This is a genomic window from Tildeniella sp. (genome assembly GCF_059505325.1).
Genome location: NZ_JCACKI010000046.1, coordinates 17,571 through 36,324, shown reverse-complemented (window position 1 = coordinate 36,324; position 18,754 = coordinate 17,571). Strand labels below are relative to the sequence as shown.

The 18,754-nt window shown below is 51.1% G+C and carries 19 protein-coding genes; 9 read left to right on the top strand and 10 right to left on the bottom strand.

Annotation, left to right across the window (positions count from 1 at the left end):
- Nucleotides 1-194: 194 nt before the first annotated feature.
- On the bottom strand, nucleotides 195-419 hold the full coding sequence (locus AC5JO6_RS16140) for a hypothetical protein (protein ID WP_496082088.1): 225 nt from the start codon (nucleotides 417-419) through the stop codon (nucleotides 195-197).
- A gap of 171 nt (nucleotides 420-590) precedes the next feature.
- Between AC5JO6_RS16140 and AC5JO6_RS16135 the strand changes: the two genes are divergently transcribed.
- Nucleotides 591-1,169 carry a CDP-alcohol phosphatidyltransferase family protein gene (locus tag AC5JO6_RS16135; protein WP_496082087.1) on the top strand — a complete coding sequence of 193 codons (579 nt, stop codon included), beginning with the start codon at nucleotides 591-593 and terminating at the stop codon, nucleotides 1,167-1,169.
- A gap of 4 nt (nucleotides 1,170-1,173) precedes the next feature.
- On the opposite strand, the gene AC5JO6_RS16130 is transcribed toward AC5JO6_RS16135, so the two are convergent.
- From AC5JO6_RS16130 to AC5JO6_RS16120, 3 genes are all read right to left on the bottom strand, one after another.
- A complete protein-coding gene (locus AC5JO6_RS16130; protein ID WP_496082086.1) occupies nucleotides 1,174-1,833 on the bottom strand; it encodes a hypothetical protein in 660 nt (219 codons plus the stop codon).
- Nucleotides 1,833-2,204, bottom strand: a complete 372-nt coding sequence (locus AC5JO6_RS16125; RefSeq protein ID WP_496082085.1) for a hypothetical protein — start codon at nucleotides 2,202-2,204, stop codon at nucleotides 1,833-1,835. The genes AC5JO6_RS16130 and AC5JO6_RS16125 overlap by 1 nt, the downstream gene beginning before the upstream one ends.
- A gap of 236 nt (nucleotides 2,205-2,440) precedes the next feature.
- On the bottom strand, nucleotides 2,441-3,985 hold the full coding sequence (locus tag AC5JO6_RS16120; RefSeq protein ID WP_496082084.1) for a SulP family inorganic anion transporter: 1,545 nt from the start codon (nucleotides 3,983-3,985) through the stop codon (nucleotides 2,441-2,443).
- 297 nt (nucleotides 3,986-4,282) lie between these two features.
- Here AC5JO6_RS16120 and AC5JO6_RS16115 point away from each other — a divergent pair, with 297 nt between their 5' ends.
- Genes AC5JO6_RS16115 through AC5JO6_RS16105 form a run of 3 tightly spaced genes read left to right on the top strand, consistent with a single transcriptional unit; the run spans nucleotide 4,283 to nucleotide 6,628 of the window.
- Nucleotides 4,283-5,209, top strand: a complete 927-nt coding sequence (locus AC5JO6_RS16115) for an alpha/beta fold hydrolase (RefSeq protein WP_496082083.1) — start codon at nucleotides 4,283-4,285, stop codon at nucleotides 5,207-5,209.
- The gene (locus AC5JO6_RS16110) at nucleotides 5,196-5,648 is read left to right on the top strand and encodes a GNAT family N-acetyltransferase (RefSeq protein ID WP_496082082.1); all 453 of its coding nucleotides are present in this window, start codon (nucleotides 5,196-5,198) and stop codon (nucleotides 5,646-5,648) included. The genes AC5JO6_RS16115 and AC5JO6_RS16110 overlap by 14 nt, the downstream gene beginning before the upstream one ends.
- Before the next feature lie 41 nt (nucleotides 5,649-5,689).
- The gene (locus AC5JO6_RS16105) at nucleotides 5,690-6,628 is read left to right on the top strand and encodes a serine hydrolase (protein ID WP_496082081.1); all 939 of its coding nucleotides are present in this window, start codon (nucleotides 5,690-5,692) and stop codon (nucleotides 6,626-6,628) included.
- A gap of 19 nt (nucleotides 6,629-6,647) precedes the next feature.
- Here the strand turns inward: AC5JO6_RS16105 and AC5JO6_RS16100 are convergent, their stop codons facing one another.
- From AC5JO6_RS16100 to ctpA, 3 genes are all read right to left on the bottom strand, one after another.
- A complete protein-coding gene (locus AC5JO6_RS16100) occupies nucleotides 6,648-8,915 on the bottom strand; it encodes a GAF domain-containing protein (protein ID WP_496082080.1) in 2,268 nt (755 codons plus the stop codon).
- Between the two features lie 366 nt (nucleotides 8,916-9,281).
- Nucleotides 9,282-10,541 carry an HD domain-containing protein gene (locus AC5JO6_RS16095; protein ID WP_496082090.1) on the bottom strand — a complete coding sequence of 420 codons (1,260 nt, stop codon included), beginning with the start codon at nucleotides 10,539-10,541 and terminating at the stop codon, nucleotides 9,282-9,284.
- Entirely contained in the window at nucleotides 10,531-11,835 is a 1,305-nt protein-coding gene (ctpA, locus tag AC5JO6_RS16090; RefSeq protein WP_496082079.1) for a carboxyl-terminal processing protease CtpA, read from the bottom strand. Before ctpA ends, AC5JO6_RS16095 begins: the two co-directional genes overlap by 11 nt.
- A gap of 253 nt (nucleotides 11,836-12,088) precedes the next feature.
- On the opposite strand from ctpA, the gene petB reads away from it, so the two are divergent.
- From petB to AC5JO6_RS16075, 3 genes are all read left to right on the top strand, one after another.
- Complete coding sequence (gene petB, locus AC5JO6_RS16085; RefSeq protein ID WP_496082078.1) at nucleotides 12,089-12,757, top strand: cytochrome b6; 669 nt, start codon at nucleotides 12,089-12,091, stop codon at nucleotides 12,755-12,757.
- 111 nt (nucleotides 12,758-12,868) lie between these two features.
- The gene (gene petD, locus AC5JO6_RS16080) at nucleotides 12,869-13,351 is read left to right on the top strand and encodes a cytochrome b6-f complex subunit IV (protein ID WP_496082077.1); all 483 of its coding nucleotides are present in this window, start codon (nucleotides 12,869-12,871) and stop codon (nucleotides 13,349-13,351) included.
- A gap of 286 nt (nucleotides 13,352-13,637) precedes the next feature.
- Nucleotides 13,638-14,018 carry a hypothetical protein gene (locus tag AC5JO6_RS16075; RefSeq protein WP_496082076.1) on the top strand — a complete coding sequence of 127 codons (381 nt, stop codon included), beginning with the start codon at nucleotides 13,638-13,640 and terminating at the stop codon, nucleotides 14,016-14,018.
- Between the two features lie 99 nt (nucleotides 14,019-14,117).
- Here AC5JO6_RS16075 and AC5JO6_RS16070 read toward each other — a convergent pair whose 3' ends face one another.
- Complete coding sequence (locus AC5JO6_RS16070) at nucleotides 14,118-14,549, bottom strand: hypothetical protein (RefSeq protein ID WP_496082075.1); 432 nt, start codon at nucleotides 14,547-14,549, stop codon at nucleotides 14,118-14,120.
- 21 nt (nucleotides 14,550-14,570) lie between these two features.
- Here AC5JO6_RS16070 and AC5JO6_RS16065 point away from each other — a divergent pair, with 21 nt between their 5' ends.
- On the top strand, nucleotides 14,571-14,699 hold the full coding sequence (locus tag AC5JO6_RS16065) for a hypothetical protein (protein ID WP_496082074.1): 129 nt from the start codon (nucleotides 14,571-14,573) through the stop codon (nucleotides 14,697-14,699).
- A gap of 68 nt (nucleotides 14,700-14,767) precedes the next feature.
- Here AC5JO6_RS16065 and AC5JO6_RS16060 read toward each other — a convergent pair whose 3' ends face one another.
- Nucleotides 14,768-16,645: a tetratricopeptide repeat protein gene (locus AC5JO6_RS16060; RefSeq protein ID WP_496082073.1), complete on the bottom strand. Its 1,878-nt coding sequence runs from the start codon at nucleotides 16,643-16,645 to the stop codon at nucleotides 14,768-14,770.
- 340 nt (nucleotides 16,646-16,985) lie between these two features.
- On the opposite strand from AC5JO6_RS16060, the gene AC5JO6_RS16055 reads away from it, so the two are divergent.
- On the top strand, nucleotides 16,986-17,543 hold the full coding sequence (locus tag AC5JO6_RS16055; protein WP_496082072.1) for a hypothetical protein: 558 nt from the start codon (nucleotides 16,986-16,988) through the stop codon (nucleotides 17,541-17,543).
- Between the two features lie 36 nt (nucleotides 17,544-17,579).
- Here the strand turns inward: AC5JO6_RS16055 and AC5JO6_RS16050 are convergent, their stop codons facing one another.
- Nucleotides 17,580-18,728: a sensor histidine kinase gene (locus AC5JO6_RS16050; protein ID WP_496082071.1), complete on the bottom strand. Its 1,149-nt coding sequence runs from the start codon at nucleotides 18,726-18,728 to the stop codon at nucleotides 17,580-17,582.
- Nucleotides 18,729-18,754 lie beyond the last annotated feature (26 nt).

Here is an 18,754-nt window from a genome sequence, read left to right as displayed (position 1 = left end):
ACGTAGGATGTGTTAAGCATAGCCGTAACGCATCAAAACCTTTAGCAGCATGGGTGACGCTTCGCTTTTCTTGAATGCCGAAGGCTATATCCATCCGACGCAGATTTTATATTTAATTGAACCTTCCTACTTAAAGCAGCCTTTAACTTGTCGCTTGCAGCCTGTCGCCAGTCCAAATGCTAATTTCTGCCTCGTTAGCCATCCTCAGTACCACTGGCATAGAAAAACGGCAAATTTGCTTGCATGAGCAACTCCAGCCCCATGATGCCCAACGGCTCGTACTCATAATAGTATCTAGGAGCAGTACCTCCAGGGAGAGGCGGCATGGCGCAGGCGGCTCCTGGACTACCACAACGTACCTTCACGGGCACTAGCAGTAGGGCAATGCCAGCTACAGCGCTAATAATCCAGTGCTTCATGTGCTTGCTCTCCTAATGCCGTTCTGGTGAGACCGTTCTGATTAGACATTGAGCCATTGTCCTAACGTCCACTGCAAAACCTCTTTCGCAAGTGCTCTTTAATATTTCAGATTTAGCAGGGGCAGCGCTTGTAGTTACTGGCTCAATTCTATGGCAAGGCTCCGAGAACCTATGTTGAGAACAAATATTCCCTGGCTGCTGGTTGGTTTACGGTTTGCGATCGCCCCCCTGCTGCTGTTAGATGCACTGGATGGCAGCACAGGCGTTGGTTTCCTCATCGGCTACATTATCGCGGTGCTCTCAGATATTTTTGACGGCATCATTGCCCGCAAATTGAACGTTAGCACCATCGCACTCCGGCAAGCAGATAGTTGGGCAGATATCAGTTTGTATCTCTGCATTGCAGTCAGCACGTGGCTGGTCTATCCAACAGTCATCATCGCGTTTCAAACGCCCCTGCTAGTCGCGATCGCGTCCCAGCTCACGCTGTTTGCTACCAGTCTGATCAAGTTTGGTAAGTTTCCCAGCTTTCACACTTACACCGCCAAAGCCTGGGGACTTTCGCTGTTGATTGCGGTGATCGGACTCTTTGGCTTTGACAATGCGACGGCTCTTTGGGGCGCGATCGGGCTATGCCTGATCAATAGCCTGGAGGAAATTGTGATGACCCTGATCTTGCCTGTATGGACGCATGACGTTCTCAGTCTCATTCACGCGCTGGAGTTGCGACGTTTAGTATCGGAACCGTAAACGCTCACCTTAACTGAAACCATTGTTCTTCACCTCTGAGCACTAAAGTGAACGCGTCTACATCAATGACAAATGGCGCAAGCAGTGACTGAGCCTCCTGCTCCCGTGTACCCTTGGGAAGCTCAATGCCCTCAAATTCTGTAGACTCTACATGCGCGGCGAACTCGTAGCGAAACTCGTCATCACCGCTGTAAGACAACGCAATGCGTCCGCGCCAATCAACTGAGAAACCGTTGGGGGTCGATCGCTGGGTGAAGCGAATCCGATGGTCGGCAGCAGAATCGTGACCCAGCAGATAGATATCGAACGGGCGCGGCTGATCAAACTCGATCGGCAGCGGATCAACGAAAAACTCTTGTTCACTCAGCGTCTTAAAATCTAGCGGTTGCGCTCTGGAAGCGACTTGAAAGCCAGTCCCGTCCCAGTAGTTAGAGGAAAGCGTGCAGCGGTGATAATTGTTCCAAACAATTTTGGCTTGCCAATCGCCCTGCGACTCATCCACAAACTCTTCTGGATGGGTATCTTCTGCACTGTATTCTGCGGTTTGTAGATGCAAATCAAACCAAATGCCTGATGGCTCCAGCCGCGCTGACCAGAAAAAGTCCTGGATGGCGTGCCCATCTGCCCACGGATTACCCAAAAATTTGATGCGGCTTGTTGTCATTACTTTTGTCCTGGCACTGGAGTAACTGACTTCACGAGCAGTTTGGGGTAGCAGGGAAACATATCCGGTCCACACACCGTTGAGAGCGTCTTACCCTGGAGCACCACGGAGGAGCCAACATAGGACTTCATTAAGTCCCCTTCAATATAAAAGCGATCGATCGCTGTCGATTCAACAAAATAACCATAGGGCGGATGTCCGCTGTTACCTATATCGCTGTTGTGGGTTTGAAACTTGAGCACGCCCCGTACTGTGATGGTGCCAGGCGGCAAAAGGTAGGTTTTGAGATACCATTGTCCCCCCGCATAGCTGAGCAACCCCGCAAGGAAGAAAATAGTCGCAGTTAGAACTAAAGAGCCAGTGCGATTCATGGTTTAGCGTTGTTCAGCGATCGTCTACTCATTGTTCCATAAGCGGCTCTGCACAATGATGGTCAGCTATTTCAGTGCTTTGTCTGAGTGAGCGTGATATAGCGATCCTATTTTGCTGAGAATGACGCTCATATGAGCGGTCGGCAGTCAGCAAAAGAGCTGATCGTTGACCGCTGACCACTAAATGATTCAGTCTTGCTCACAAATGGTTTAGGACTGCTGTGGTCAAACAATGATCAGATCGGGAGTTTGATCAAGCTAACGTCGTCATTGATGTGAATGGCGTGTTCTGGTACCCCTGCGCGGCGGATGGGCTGGTAGCTATCTGGGTTCAGCCCCACTAGAGTTACCTGCGTGTCGAGGCGGTGATACTTTGCAACGACTTTGGCGATCGCAGCAGCAGCAGCATGATCCCATACATGAGCACGGCTAAAGTCAATCACGATGCGATGCGAATCGGCGTTGTACTGAAATAAATCAACAAATGTAGCGGCAGAACCAAAGAACAATTGCCCGGACAGCATGTAAAGCGTTGTGCCATCCCGATCGACTGATACAGTGAGACGCGTTTGGGCAAGCCGCCAACCAAACATCAGCGTACTCAAAATGACTCCAGCCAGAACGCCCTGTGCCAGGTCATGCGTCAATAGTGCGATCGCAGCCGTAAAGGGCATGATGAGTGCTTCATTCAGCGGCATCGTTCGCAGCGTTTTTAGCGAACTAAAGTCAAACGTTTCAAATGACACCATGACCATCACACCAACCAAAGCAGCCATCGGGATTTGCTGGACGACATCCCGCAGCACGAAGATGGAAAACAGCAGAAAGGCTCCCGCAACGGCTGTTGACCAGCGATGACGAGCACCCGATCGCACATTGATGATGGACTGTCCAACCATCCCACAGCCTGCCATACCACCCAAAAAGCCTGTCACAACGTTAGCAATGCCTTGACCGCGCACTTCTTTGTCTTTGGAACTGCGGGTATCGGTCAAATCATCCAGTAGGGCAGCGGTGAGTAGCGATTCCAGCAAACCCACGATCGCCAGCGTCAGAGCATAGGGCAGAATGATTGCCAACGTTTCTAACGAGACACTGACCTGCGGCAGATGAAACCCAGGTAGATTGCGCGTGATTTCACCAATATCGCCCACGCGACGAATCGGTAGATGCGCTGCGATCGCTACCACGGTCATTGCCACGATCGCCACCAGCGGCGACGGCACACTTTTAGTCAGGCGAGGAAAGAGGTAAACGACGGCAAGCGTTGCAGCAACCATGACATAAGCTTGCCAGGGTTCTCCTGGTAATTGCTGCACCTGTGCCACAAAAATCAAAACACCGAGCGCGTTCACAAAGCCTGAAATGACCGTTTGAGGGATAAAACTGAAGAAGCGTCCCAGCTTAAAAACACCAATAAAAAATTGAATAACGCCAGTCAAAATGGTTGCTGCAAAGAGGTATTCAACCCCGTGTTTTGCCACCAGCGTTGTCATTAACAGCGCCATTGACCCCGTAGCGGCTGAGATCATAGCAGGTCGTCCGCCTGCTAAGGCGATCACAACTGCCATGCTGAAAGAAGTGTAGAGCGCCACCATCGGGTTCACTTTGGCGATCGCAGCAAAGGCAAGCGATTCTGGAATTAACGCCAGCGCAACAGTAATGCCTGCCAGCGATTCCACTTGCAGGGTTGCAAAAGACAGTTTTTCGGTAATGCGAGTTTTGAGGGATCGCACCCGCTCAAGCGTCGCTTTGCCCGTTCTATTTTTAATGGAAACCATACTGATCCCTGGGGTAAGTTAGCAGCTTCTCAAACGGAACCAGGTGAACAATTCGATTAAACGGATGTTAACCTGCCAGCGGCAGCACCTAAGCTGTTCACGCAGTCTTACCGCAAGATTTGATGGTTGCTTTACGTGATTGCGATTTGATATAAAGTTTCGACCAATCTGACTACTGCAACATTCAGTAGCTACGTAGGGTTTTAGCCGTAAGGATGTTGCAGGTAACGCGGCTACTACGCAAGCAAAAATACACCAAAATGCTGCATTCTAGTAGTCATGCAAGCTCAACCTTCAATGTCGATTCCAGTAGGCACACCAACGCTGTTCTACACGTGGCAAAACTACCGCTGCGCGTACGATCGCCTTGCTCCCGATGGCGCACCAGATGGTGTACCGCTACTGCTGATCCACCCGATCGGTGTAGGGTTATCCCGCACTTTTTGGCAACGCTTTTGCAACGAGTGGTATCGCGTAGGGCAGCGCAACCTGATTTACAATCCTGATTTGCTGGGTTGTGGTGAGAGTGCCATGCCGCAAATTGCCTACTACCCATCGGATTGGGCAAAGCAGCTTCAGTACTTTTTGCAAACCGTCATCCAAACCCCTGTGGTGCTGGTGGTGCAGGGAGCGCTACTGCCAGTGGCGATCGAACTCGTACACTTACAACCGAATTTGGTAAAAGGTTTGGTGATGAGTGGACCGCCTGCCCGTACGCTGCTTGCCAAGACCACCCCAGTCTGGCAGCAGGTCAGTTGGAATCTGTTCAATTCGCCGTTGGGTGATGGCTTTTATCGGTATGCGCGGCGATCGCAGTTCCTCCAATCTTTTTCCATCCGCCAACTCTTTGCGACGGCTGATGCCGTTGATGCTGAATGGTTGGCGATGCTCAAGCAAGGAGCGGCTGATTCTGCCAGTCGTCATGCCGTCTTCTCGTTTCTGGCTGGCTTCTGGCGGCAAGACTACACAGACAAACTGACGACGATCGCCCAGCCAACGTTCATTGCAATGGGTGAACAGGCATCGAGCATCAGCCGCAAAGGGAAGTCAGAGACCCCAGACGAACGGTTGCAAGATTATTTGACGCACTTGCCAAATGCTGAAGGTGTGAAGCTTGCTGGACGCAATGTGCTGCCTTATGAAACAACGGCAGCATTCGTAGAGGCGATCGTGCCATTCATCCGAGGACTGGAGACGGCTGAGTCGGAGCATGGGTACCATTGAAACGCGCATTGCCACAGAGACGGATTTTGACTTTCTAGTGGACGTGCATCGACAGACATTCCGGGGTTACGTTGACCATTACTGGAGTTGGGATGAAGCGCGGCAGAAAGAGGAACTGCGTGAAGACTTTCACGCGTTTCCCTATGAGATGATTTGTGATCAAGGAGAAGCGGCTGGCATCATGTGTGTGATTGATCAGGGGGAGGCGCTCTTTTTTCACTACATTGCTATTCTGCCAACCCATCAACGTCAAGGGCTGGGCACTCAGCTGATTCGCAAGGTACTGGCTAAAGCTGCTGAGAGGGGGTTGCCTGTCAAGTTGAACGTGCTAAAAATCAACCCAGCGAAGGCACTGTACGAACGACTCGGCTTTAGAGTGGCAGGTGAGGATGAGTATCGCTATTTCATGACTACGAGTGAAGGTACTCCAAAGACGTGAGCAGTGATAATAGAGAGTGATAGCGTGTGAGCTGACGTTAGATGGCTATTTTTTTTCACAAGGATGAGTCACTGAACGCGCTAGGCGATCGCATTCTGGAGGCAACCTGGGCGGAATTTCCCGATTTAGCCCGCAATCAGATTGCGCTGACATGGTTGGTGTACGATCCACCGATCGTCGTCAATACAGGCGGTGCCTTGAGTGCTGAAGAATTCTGGAAACATTCTCCACGCGGTTTCAGCTATCGCGGCATTGAGCGCATCTATCCTGCTAGCGTCGTCAAGCTGTTTTATCTGGTCGCACTGCACGAGTGGTTAGAGCAAGGTATGGCGCAACCGTCTGCCGAATTAGAGCGAGCTACGAAAGATATGATTGTCGATTCCAGTAACGATGCGACGAGTCTGGTCGTCGATGTGCTGACGGGAACGACGAGTGGACCTGAACTGCCAACCGCACCGTTTGAAACCTGGAAACAGCAGCGCAACATCATCAACCGCTACTTTCAGTCTCTCGCCTGGACAGAACTAGAGACTATCAACGTCAACCAAAAAACCTGGTGCGATGGTGCCTATGGACGCGAACGAGCATTCCTTGGTGAGTTGATGGACAACCGTAATCTGCTGACGACGACAGCAACGGCACGACTGCTGCATGGCATTGTGGGCGGAGTGGCGGTATCAGCGGCACGATCGCAGTCCATGATGCAGCTTTTGCAGCGATCGCTCAAACCAGATGATCTAGCGGCTGATCCAGAAAATCAGGTCACTGGCTTTCTAGGCGCGGGGCTACCGCTTAACGCGCAGCTTTGGTCTAAAGCAGGGTTAATGAGTCGTGTGCGTCACGACGCGGCGTATATTGAACTGCCCAATGCTTGTCCTTATTTGCTCGTCGTATTCACAGAAGGCGTTGCCCACAGCCAGAATGAAGCCATTCTTCCGTTTGTTTCACGACAAGTAGCGGAGGCAATTGCTGCTCTGTAGTGCGTTCTGTGCAATGTCCCTACGCCATTTTTCCCGTTGCAAACGTAATAATGAAGGTCGTTTGACGGTTGGCGCTCTCCGCATGAATGTCCGCTCCCAAATGCTCAGTTAAACGTTTGACCAATGCCAAACCTAAGCCAGTGCCGCCATACTTCCACGGATCACTGTTAGGAATACGATAAAACTTAGCGAAAATACGGTCTAACTCGCTCGGCGCAAGCTCAACGCCTGTATTGCTGACATGAATCTGCAAGCTATTTACCGTCGTGATGGCAGACACGCAAATTGTTTCACCAGACGGTGTGTATTTAAACGCGTTTTGCAGAAGTTCAGTTAAAATTCGCTCCAGGTAAGAAAAGTCGGTGGTCAATGGGTGTAGATAATCAGGCACATCAACCAGGAGTGTTTGCTGCTGACTCTCGGCACGATCGGCAAACGCTCCGATGATTTCAGGAATCCAGCTCTGCAAATCTTTGGTGGTCAGTGTTAAGGGATCGTCTCCGGACTCTGCACGAGAGAGATCCAGCAAATCATTAATGAGATTGATTTCACGCTGACATTCATCCTGAAGCACCTTGAAATATTGTGAGATACGGCTTGAATCGTGATTGGGAATCTCCCCCTGCTTGAAGAGGATCTCCAACATTTGAGTCGCCATCTTAATATTCGCCATCGGTGTCCTCAGTTCATGGGAAACGGAACTCAGGAAATCGTCTTTAAGGTAATTTAATTGTTCCAGGTCGTTGATCTGCGCCTGAATCTCCTGGTAAAGACGCGATTGTCGGAGGGCGATCGCACACTGATTTGCCACTTGCTGCACAAGACGAATCTCTGACTCAGAGAAGCACTCTTTACACGGTCTAAAGAGCCAAATGTCGCCTAATACGCCGTGGTCATCGGTAATGGGACAGCTCAGGATTGTAAACCGATAGCTAATCTGACGCACCGAATCGAACGGATCAGACAGAGAGCAAAACTGCACCCATTGTCCTTGCAACGTTTGCTCATCTACAGAAGATAGGGGATTGAGCGAGATAACTGTGCCCTTAACTGCCGCAAAATCTTCCGCTCGGATCGCCTCATAAGCAATGGTCAATGTGCTGTGTTCGGCATCATAAAGCCCGGTATCGCAACACAACACATCCAGCTCAGCCGCCAGTTCTTGCACCGTTGTCTGGAGAATGTAGTGCCCATCCAGACTATCGCGCACGCGATCGGTGAGGCGCTTCAGCAACGCTTCGTAGGCAAGCGCTTTGCGGAGTTGGGCAGTGCGCTCCTGTACCTGACTTTCCAGCGTTTCGTTGAGCTGTCGCACCTGCTGATAAAGCTGAGATTGCTGGATGGCGATCGACAGTTGATCAACCACAGCACAGGCAAGTTCGACCTCTGCTTTTTGCCACGGCTGTTGATGATCCCGAATGAGGGCTAAGCAACCCCAAAGCCTCGCCTCAAAGTGTAGCGGCACCAAAAGCCAGGTACCAGGAAGGAATTGAGCATACTGGCTGACCGTTTCGTCGGGATATTGAGCAACATCCTCTAGCTGTACTACTTCCAGGCGTTTCAGTTGGGCGATCGGTTCATTTGCATCATCCGCAAATTCCATCCCTGCAATATTGTTGACGATTGGGTTGTAGTGACTATCCGACACGACCTTCCATACAGGGCGTGCTGGTAAATACTGAATGATATCGGCGCGGTCTGCTTGAAGCAGTTGCACGATTTCAGTCGTTGCCGTCGAAAAAACAGTGCTCAAATCCAGTGAGTTACGAATTGCCTGAATCACACGATTCAAGGCTTGCTCACGCTGAGCCTGGAGTCGAAGGTGGTCGTAGAAGTGCTGGCGCTCCGTGATGTCCTGGCAAGAGACAGACCGCTCAGCTTGCAGCGGCTCGGCAGACTGCTCCAGCCAGGTTGCGGGATCAAGCGCTTGAAGCAAACTACGCTCTGTGACAACTCCTAACACTTGCCCATTTGGGTTAACAATGGGTAAGTGCTGAATGTGGTGGTGTTGCATCACCCGCCAAGCATCACTGATTCCCTCCGAATCGTTAAGCGTAACGGGCGATCGCCTCATCAGGGCTGCAATCTGCGTTGTTTTTGGATTGGTGCCCGCTGCGATCGCCTGTAAGCAGTCTTGCTCTGTGCAAAGACCGACTAATTGCTGCTGTTCCAGCACCAAAACACAGCCTACCTGACCTTGGCTCATGCACCGGATTGCCTCCAGAACCGTCGCTTCTGGCGCTAAGCTGAGGGGCTGCTGCATTGCGTGGACTGGCAGAATTTGCATAGCACCAGAAGAAGGGAGCAAACACCAAAAAGGGTACTGGTGGTGTTCAGGCTAGACCTGAACTAAAAACATCAAGCCAGCAATGCCAGATTACGCATTTAACACCAATGACAGCAAACAATTCAGCAGATAAATTCAACTAAAACTACGACAAACCCAGAATGGCTCACTCATAGTCTTAGTCTAATCGCCCTTTAAGCTAAGCTGCCCCTACAGATGATGACCGTTGCCTCTCAGCTCAGCTAATGTTCGCAGTTGATTATCAGAAGCCTTTAAGCAAGCGAGGTCAAGTATAGAGAGCCAGGCTCAAGAAGCAATCCGACAATTGGCTGAATTGGTCGTTCCCGCTACCGTTGATACTGACTCTCACGACATCCCTAATCGCGCCGACAGCGTAGGCTCGATCGAGCGTGGGTAGATGAGCCACGCCCGCTCATAGGGGTTGGTCAAGGTGTGTACCAATGGTGATAGCTCGCTCAGTTCCTGTAGCCCTTTAGGTGTTTGACATTTAATACCACGCTGATAGAGGGTATAGCCACGACTGAGTGACACTTGCAGACCTGCATAGTACGTAGCATTACTCTGCGTGGTTGTAAGCCACTGATGCACTATCTGTAAAAGGGCTTGGCGTTCAGCTTGAGGTAAGTGAGTCACATCAAGCGCTTTAGGCAGATCGCGATCGATGAACCGTCGGCATAGATCAGCCAGAATCTGATCCGTACTGGCTTGCCAACGTTGAAGATGATAAGTGAAAACGCCATCATCCGCAGCGAGATACTGAGACAAAGGCAGGCGATCGCAGCCTCCAGACAACCACGCTTTGACTGTGTCGTCAGCGTCTAACAATCCCTGCTGTAAAAGCTCACGGGCACGCACAAATGCCTGTTGCAAGACCCAACAGGCAGCAATATTTTTGGGGTGGTTGTAAACCTGAGCATACATGAAGTACCGCACAATCAAGTAGTGCTCAACGGCTGTCATGCCTTTACGCGCAACTACGAGCTGCTGCGTCACCGGGTCGTAGCGCATTGCCATGAGAATCCGATCCAGGTCAATTCTGCCGTAGGACGCTCCAGTGAAGTAGCTGTCACGCATCAGGTAGTCCAGCCGATCGCAATCGAGCTGACTCGAAACTAGCTGCCAGACAAGCGGGATCGGGTGCTTTTTGAGGTAAACCTGAAGGATTTGCTCAAGCAAGTCTGGAGCAACAGCATCTAGCGCCTCTCGAATCGGTGCCGACTCCTGCAAAATGCGCCCTGTCCAATGCTCGTGGTTGCTACCAAATACCTCTTCTCCGGTATGGCTGAAGGGACCGTGCCCAATATCGTGAAGGAGCGCTGCACACAGCACCACGACCCGATAGGGCTGGAGCTGAGGATCAATACTGGCTAGTCGATCGAACGCACGACGAGCGATCGCCAACACCCCAAGGGAGTGCGTAAAGCGTGAACTCTCGGCTCCATGAAACGTCAGACTGGCTGGACCTAACTGCCGGACACGTCGCAGTCGCTGGAAGGCGGGTGTATCGATCAGGCGGATGAGCAACGCCTCGGTAGGGTCACTGCCATCGAGCGCGATCGCCCCGTGGAGTGGATCGTGATAGGTTCGCTCTGTACTAAGCAGCACCGGCAAGCATCGAATGGGTCGTTAGCAATTCCACAGCGGTTTGATACTGACGATCGGCAGACGTACCCACCTGAGCGCCAGTAATGGGATCGAGCGGCACAATCACGTCTGGTTTAATGCCCAATTTGTTGATGTCAATATGACCTGGCGTTTCGTATTTTGCTACGGTGACAGCTAAACCCGATCCATCGGACAAATCAAACAACGATTGAATCAATCCTTTCCCAAAGGTTTTTTCGCCCAAAATAGTGGCGCGATCGTTATCTTTCAATGCTCCCGCCAAAATTTCGCTGGCGCTTGCTGTCCCCTGATTCACCAACACCACCAGTGGATCGCTCGTCAGTGCCTGTTCCGTCGCTTCAAAGCTCCCTTGAATCCCCTGACGATTGACTGTATAAACGATGGTTCCTTGGTTCAGCCAAAGCCGCGCAATTTCGATGCCCGCCTGCAACAGACCACCTGGGTTGTTTCGCAAATCGAGAATGTAAGCATCTGCGCCTTGCTTTTCCAGTCGTTCAATGGCGTGGGTAAGTTCAACCGTTGCATTCGCGTTGAATTGGCTCAAGCGGATATAGCCAATTTTGGTCGGTGTGTTTTTGTTGGCTGCCGAAGTGCTTGCTAGAGGAGTGCCTGCTGAAGCTGTGTTAGCCGCAGGCGGTTGCAATCTCAGATCGGCATAAACCGGGTTCAGTTCGATGCGATCGCGCACTACGTCAAGGTCGAACAACGTCTCTTTTTCACGCTGAATGGTCAGTGTCACATGGCTGCCGATCGTGCCTCGCATACGTCCTGCGGCTTCATCAAGCGTCAACGTTTCCGTCGAAGCACCGTCAATTTTCACAATGGCATCGGCAGGCTTAATGCCTGCAAGATCAGCAGGAGAACCCGCAATAGGCGCAATCACACGCAGTTTGCCCGTTTCTGCGTCAGAAGCGATTTGCAACCCAACACCCGTCAGTTCGCCTGACGTATTCGTTTGCAGGCTCCGATACTGCACTGGCTTCAGCAACCGCGTAAACGGATCATCCAAACTGGCTAACATTTGTTGGATGGCTGTATAGGTCTGTTCGCGATCGCTCAATGGCTGCTTAAACGCTTTTTGGCGCACAAGCCACCAGTTTTGCTGGTTAAACGTGTCATCAACGTACGCGCGATCGACCAACCGCCAGACTTCTGCCAGCAACTTTTGCTCATCCGTCAGCGCCATCGCCGACGGTGCTGACCAACCCAACACAATGAAGACCGCCAACAGAACAGCAGCGAACTGCCGACCCCAAGAGATATGTTTGCTCATAGTGAATAATCTTAACGTCAGCAGTGAAATGTCGGCTACTAACTCGTGGTGACCAGTCAACCAGCTTGCGTTAGAAAACTTTATGCCGTTTTAAGCATTGCAAAGACTGAAAGTGCTGGTTTGCGATCGCGAGTAGACGCTGATGCAGCAAGCCGTTCGCGTCAAGAAATGATTTGCTTTCGGGTGAAATCCAGCCTGCGTCTGTGTTACATTCTTTAGGAACAGCCATACATTTTTTAGGAATTCTTGCTTCATGTTCACTAAGCAGGTGACCGACTCGAAAGCATTCCAGTGGTTCGAGGAGCGGCTAGAAGTCCAGGCACTCGCCGACGACATTTCTAGCAAGTATGTCCCTCCCCACGTCAACATTTTTTATTGTTTGGGCGGTATTACGCTGGTTTGCTTCCTCATCCAGTTTGCCACTGGGTTTGCCATGACGTTCTATTATCGACCGACCGTTGCTGAGGCATTTGAATCCGTTCAGTACCTCATGAACGAAGTCAGCTTTGGCTGGTTGATCCGCTCCATTCACCGCTGGTCTGCCAGCATGATGGTGCTGATGATGGTGCTACACACCTTCCGGGTTTACCTGACGGGTGGCTTCAAAAAGCCTCGTGAGTTGACCTGGGTTACAGGCGTGATTCTCGCTGTGATTACCGTTTCATTTGGTGTCACTGGCTACTCTCTTCCCTGGGATCAGATTGGTTACTGGGCAGTCAAGATTGTCTCTGGTGTGCCCGAAGCGATTCCAGTCGTGGGTGTGCTCATTTCTGATTTGCTGCGAGGCGGCTCCAGTGTTGGACAGGCAACGTTGACTCGTTACTACAGCGCTCATACCTTTGTCCTGCCCTGGTTGATTGCGGTCTTTATGCTGCTTCACTTCCTGATGATTCGCAAGCAAGGTATTTCTGGTCCTTTGTAAGGCTCGATCGACCTGTTTCCGAAACCATCTCTTTGATGGATAGCACCAGCAGACTGTGCTCTAAAAATCCATCCCCTACTGACTTCAGAAAAAAAGGAGAGCAACACTACTATGGCAACGCTTAAAAAGCCGGATCTATCTGATCCTCAGTTGCGCGCCAAACTTGCCAAAGGTATGGGTCACAACTACTATGGCGAGCCTGCTTGGCCCAACGACCTGCTGTACATTTTCCCAGTCGTGATTCTAGGAACGATCGCGCTAAACGTTGGTTTAGCAGTCCTCGATCCAGCGACGGTTGGCGAACCTGCTGACCCCTTCGCAACCCCTCTCGAAATCTTACCTGAATGGTATCTCTACCCTGTGTTTCAGATTCTACGCACGGTGCCCAACAAGCTTTTGGGTGTAGTTGCGATGGCTTCAGTGCCACTGGGACTGATCGTGATTCCGTTCATTGAAAACGTGAACAAGTTTCAGAACCCGTTCCGTCGTCCAGTTGCAACCACTGTGTTCCTTTTTGGTACGCTGGTGACTCTCTGGCTTGGTATTGGTGCAACGTTTCCCATCGATAAGTCTCTGACGCTTGGTTTGTTCTAGACCACGCGCAGTCAATTTCGCTCAACACCTGTCAGGCTCTCGATACAGCAATTGGCTGTAGGAGAATTTGACAGGTGTTGTTTGATTTTGGGAGAGAAGCAGTAGAAGCTAGGAGTCGTGTTTTGGATGACGATTTGTTAGCTAGACGTGTGAACAGTTTTGCTAACAGGACAGCGTGCTTATAGTAGGGATATCTGCCCACCAGAGTTGGGAATTGCCGTCAGGCACCAGGGCAGTTTCTCAGTAGGATGGGAGTATTCAAGCTTACGTTGTGCAGGAGACTGCCATGAACCAGGACAGTTTTAAGAATCTCCAAATTGGCTTTGCTGAAGTCAGCCGTTTACTTTTACCGTTTGCCGTCATTTGGCTATTAGGAGCGATCGGTCTCGGTTGGCTGGTCAAATCGTTTTTTATCCTGGTTGGGCTAATTCTCCTCACGCCTGTGGTTGCCTTTTTTGGCTTGCGCTGGTGGCTGAAGCGCAACTTGATTCAGGCAGACTGCCCTGTCTGTCGTTATGAGTTTGTCAGTCTGAATCAAACGGAGTTTAGCTGTCCCAACTGTAGTGAAGCGTTGACGGTGGAAGATGGGCGTTTTAGTCGTCTCACTCCGCCAGGAACGATTGACGTGAGCGCTGTCGAAGTGCCCGTCCAAAAAATCGAGGATTAGCCTGTTAGTCGATCTTACACAGTCCACTATCTGCTCTAAAAGTCTTCAGGAGCGCTGTATCCAACGTCCCTGGAGACCTTTAGACCGTTCTAAGCTGCTCTAACTGCGAGAAATCGACAGCGTGTAGGAATGCTGTCCCTTGGCACGATCGCCCACGTAGACCGAGTAAGTGCCTTTACTCCATCGTCCCGGAATCGTGATTTTGCCGTTGGAGTAGCTGTCTGCTGGTACGCAGAAATCTTGACCGGAGCTACTGCGGATCAACAAGGCTGGTTCACCAGAGGCTTGCAGAGTAAATTGCAGGTTGGCATCTTCCGCCACCTGAACGACATGGTTGGGCGTAGACCCGATGGAACCAGCACAGCCTTTGCTATCTTGCTTGCTGCCGCCTGATGTGCCGCTGAGCTGAATGGTCTGTGAGTTCGAGGTAATGGCAACGACCTGACTGAGAGCCGTGGATGCCGTTCCCAACGCGATCGCCACTGCAATCGGAATGCCTAACCAACGCTTAAAGGTTTTCATTTGACTCATCTCCGCCGACACCTGAAACACATGAATACATTCAGTATTACAAGTAACAAACGTAGCCACTGGGCAAATGTACCTGTTTCTAGAGTGGCACTCGTAGAAAATGAGCGTCAGGTGTGGGCACGAAGGCTTGCAGCAGGTGATGCAGGCTAAGTTTTTAGCTGTTGTTTCAATGCCTTACCCCCCACTCCCTACTCCCCACTCCTCCCTACTCCCTTTCTCTACCCAGGCTGACGGTACTGTTCCAGCAAGGTTGGTAGGTGATCGTAGCCATCCACCCCGATCGTGGCAATGAGTTCTGGTCGCAGTTGGGCAAGCGTGAGCATAAAGGTCGCGCCCATTTGCCCCTGGAGTATAGTCAGCAGCCCAGCGGGTTGTCGCCACTCGCGTGAGGCAATACTTTCAAGGAGGTACATGCCCAGGCAGCCTGCATAGATGGCTCGGCTAGTTTCTTGCTGGCGGTAGTATGCCTCTGCTAAATACGCCAGATTCAAGCCTTGTAGATACAGATCACCAGCAACCTGAGAGGCTTTGAGTCCATCTGACAAGTAGGCGATCGCCGCCTGGGGGCGTTCTAGAACGACATGAGCAATGCCCAGACTGTTGAACGCAAACGCCTGACTCTGGCGATCGCCTTGCTGCTCTGCCAGCTTCAAGCCCTGTTGTAAATAGCTAATAGCCGCTTCGTAAACCTCTGGCTCGGTTTGCTCGACCTGCTGTGCCTGCAAGACTTCGCTGTAACCCAGGTTCACCAACGCATTGGCTTCGCCCAGGCGATCGCCCGTCTGACGGCTGAGAATTAGCGCCCTCTGGCTGTAATTGATGGCTTCACCATAGTTTTTCTGAGCAACGCAGGTACGGCTGAGGTGGTTGAGGTTAGCGATCTCGCAGGGACGATCGCCTGCTTCTGCGGCAATATCTCTGGCGATGCTGTGAAATTCTTTTGCCCGATCGAGCAGCCCCTGTGCCCGTTCCGAAGAGCCAATCAACGTTAGAATGCGCGCCTTTTCTTGAGTGCCGTCTGCCCGTTTGAGCGGTTCATCCAGATAGTTCACCACACTGCGTAACTGACTGCCCGGAAAGGAGGCAAATACACCGCCATAAAGGGGAAAGTAAGGACGCTGAGCGAACGATCGCAAAATTTGCAGCGTGACCTGAAAAGCACCTTCTGAAAATTGGCTTTGATGCACCGAGTTAAGCGCAGTTGCCTGAGCAAACCCGCGTGCTAACTGCGACCAAAGGATGGAAAACGCCAGAAACGTGGAAATCGATAGCTTGGCACCGACTTTGGCATCGTAAACCAGGCGATCGAACCAGGCAACTAAGCCCTGCTGAAGGTATTGCAAAAGAATGGCTAATTCAACCCACGTACTGCGATCGAAAACCGAAACACGAGCAACGAATTCACTGGCAGACTCGTTCAGCGCTAATGCCTGAAAGAGTTGAATCAGTAGAGGATTGGTTAGCTGTTTTGCCCACACAGCCCACGGGTTACCCTGTCCGGGTGTACCAGCAAACCCAAGTGCTTGTCCCTGGTCATAGATCCAACTGACCAGCTGATCTTGCACATGCTCCCACGATGCCAGCCCTTGACGGATACCTGCTGCTAACTGATATAGCTCTTGCTGCACGTCGCTGCTGCTGGCATCACCCTGCTGCTGAAGTGCGGTTGCAAGCTGTTTGAGTTGGCTGGTAGTGAGGCACTGGGGTTGATTCGGATCGATCGCCCGCAAAAATTCTGGCAACCGTTGTGCTGCGTCAGCCGTTGTAATTTTCTGAATCACGCTGGCGATCGCTTCGGTGGCTTGATTCAGCTGCTGCCAGCGCTCCCATTCGCCTTGAATGGTTTGGAGCGCTCGACGACTACGGGTTGCTTTTGCTTGCTTCAATTCATCCGTTTCGGTATCCAGCCGTGCTTGCACAGCCTCAATCTGGCTTTGTAATGAGCGCTCAAAGAGTTCGCCAGTGCCCGCAGTGACTCCTTCTACTAACAGTTGATAGACCTGTTCTTTTGAGCGGATGTTGCCCTTCAGGGTCATCTGCACAATCTGGTCAATCAGTTGCAGGTAGCGATCGGAGGTAGAAAGAATCTCTGACATACAGACAAACCAGCAAGGTAAAAGTAAAGCAAATTAAATTCTTGGAAGCGCTTCTACGTCACGCTACAGCATCAAGTGCGAAAAGAATATCAAGCTGCCTTTGCAGATATCTGCTACGACACAGCCGATCGCTGAACGTTTAACCATCGCTTTAGACAAGCGTTGAAGCAGAACATGGTCAACATAAATGAAATGAACGACGTTCTTTGATTCTAAACACATTCTTTAAACACAATCATGATCCCATCAGTGAGCAAATAAGTGATTCAACGCTGAAGAATTGGGCTAAATTTAAGCATTGAACAAAGCTCTTGCTGAGTGAGTGTTAAGGAGTAACCACATGAACCGTCTCAAGCGCATCATCTTCAACAAGCCAACAGCAGTATGGCAGTGCGGTTTGACGCTGCTGGGCGGTGCTGCCCTCGCTGTTGGCATAACGCTGACCACAGCAGCAGCAGCAAGAGCACAGGCTGCCTACGGTAGTTATGTGGGTGCGGGCATTGCGGTTGGTTTAACCGATGGTGACGCAGGTGGAGAACCCCAACGCACCTCAGGCGTTGTTGCGGCTCGCTATAAGTTTCTCAAACTACCAGTTTCCATTCGGGCGCAAGCGTTGATTGGTAAGCGCACTACACTCGTCCCAACCGTTTCCTACGATCTACCAATCAACTGGCGTACCGATGCCTATATTGGTGTGGGTGCTGCGGTGCCGTTGGATGACGATCGCACAACGCCGCTGGGTAACAAAACCAGTTTTGCTATTCAACCTGGTATCGACTATGTTTTGCCTAATAGTCAACTGGTTGTCTTTGGTAATGCGGTCATCGCTTTCGATGCCTACCGTCAAGGAGGTAACACTGCTGCATCGATTCAGGCTGGCGTTGGCTTGAGGTTTTAGCGCGGTAGGTCGGCTCTTGGCGAACGACAAACGACGTTACTGGACGGTAATCAGCGATCGCGGATGTAGTGGCAACGCCACTGTAAAGGTTGTACCAGCACCGTCGCTGCAAACCTGAATTTGCCCCTGGTGTAGATCGACGCATTTTTTAACGATCGCTAGCCCTAGTCCGGTACCTTGAATTTTGCCGACGTTGCCACAGCGGTAGAATGTTTCAAACAGATGAGCTTGATCTTTAAGGGGAATACCGATGCCCTGGTCTTGGATGCAAAAGATAGCGGTGCTCTCCTGACAGGAGAGTTTGAACTGTATGTCTCCTCCATGTGGCGAGTATTTCAAGGCGTTGGAAAGCAGGTTAGTGAGAATATGGCGTAGTAAAGCCGCATCCATCACAGCTTCAGAGCAGTCTCCCTGACGGACAAAGCTAATAGTGTGACTGTCAGCATTGCTAAACTGCAAATCTTCGGTCAGTTCCGTGCAAAGCGCGACTAAATCAACGGCTTCTGGTTTGTAGCGCAAGCCAGTCTCGGTGCTGCTTAACAATAGAACTTCATCGAGCAATGCCGTAATTTGGTGAATTGCCGTGTTAATGCGATCGAAGTACTGCTGTCGCTTGCTTTCAGTCAGATCATGATAAAAGTTTTGCAGCAACTCCGCAGCCGTGCGAATCATGGTCATCGGCGTGCGAAATTCGTGCGATGCCATTGAAATGAAGCTTGACTTGAGTAGATTCAGTTCTTGCTCCTGTTCTAAGGCTTTAAGAATGCTTTGTTCGCTATTTCTCAGCCGCTTCAGGATTTGCCCCCGCTCAATCGCATAACGAAGCGATCGCGCCAGCAGGGATAGCGTAATTTGACCTTTGACAAGATAATCCTGCGCTCCGCCCGCCATTGCTTGCAACGCTAATGCCTCGTCATCCATCATCGTCAGCACAACAACGGGAACATCGGGTACGCTGGCACGAAACTCAATTAACGTATCTGCTTCATCTGAATCTGGCAGGCGAAGATCCAGCAAGACAACATCAATGTCGTGTACAAAGCAAGCGTTAATAGCGCTGCTAAGACATTCAACATGAGTCAGCGTCCACTTGGATTGCTCCAGGCGCAAAAAAGACTGGCTCAGCAAGGCGGCATCGGTAGGGCTATCCTCTACTAGCAGCACGTGCTTCCGTACTTCGTTCATAAGGCTGCTTTACCGTGAGCACGATC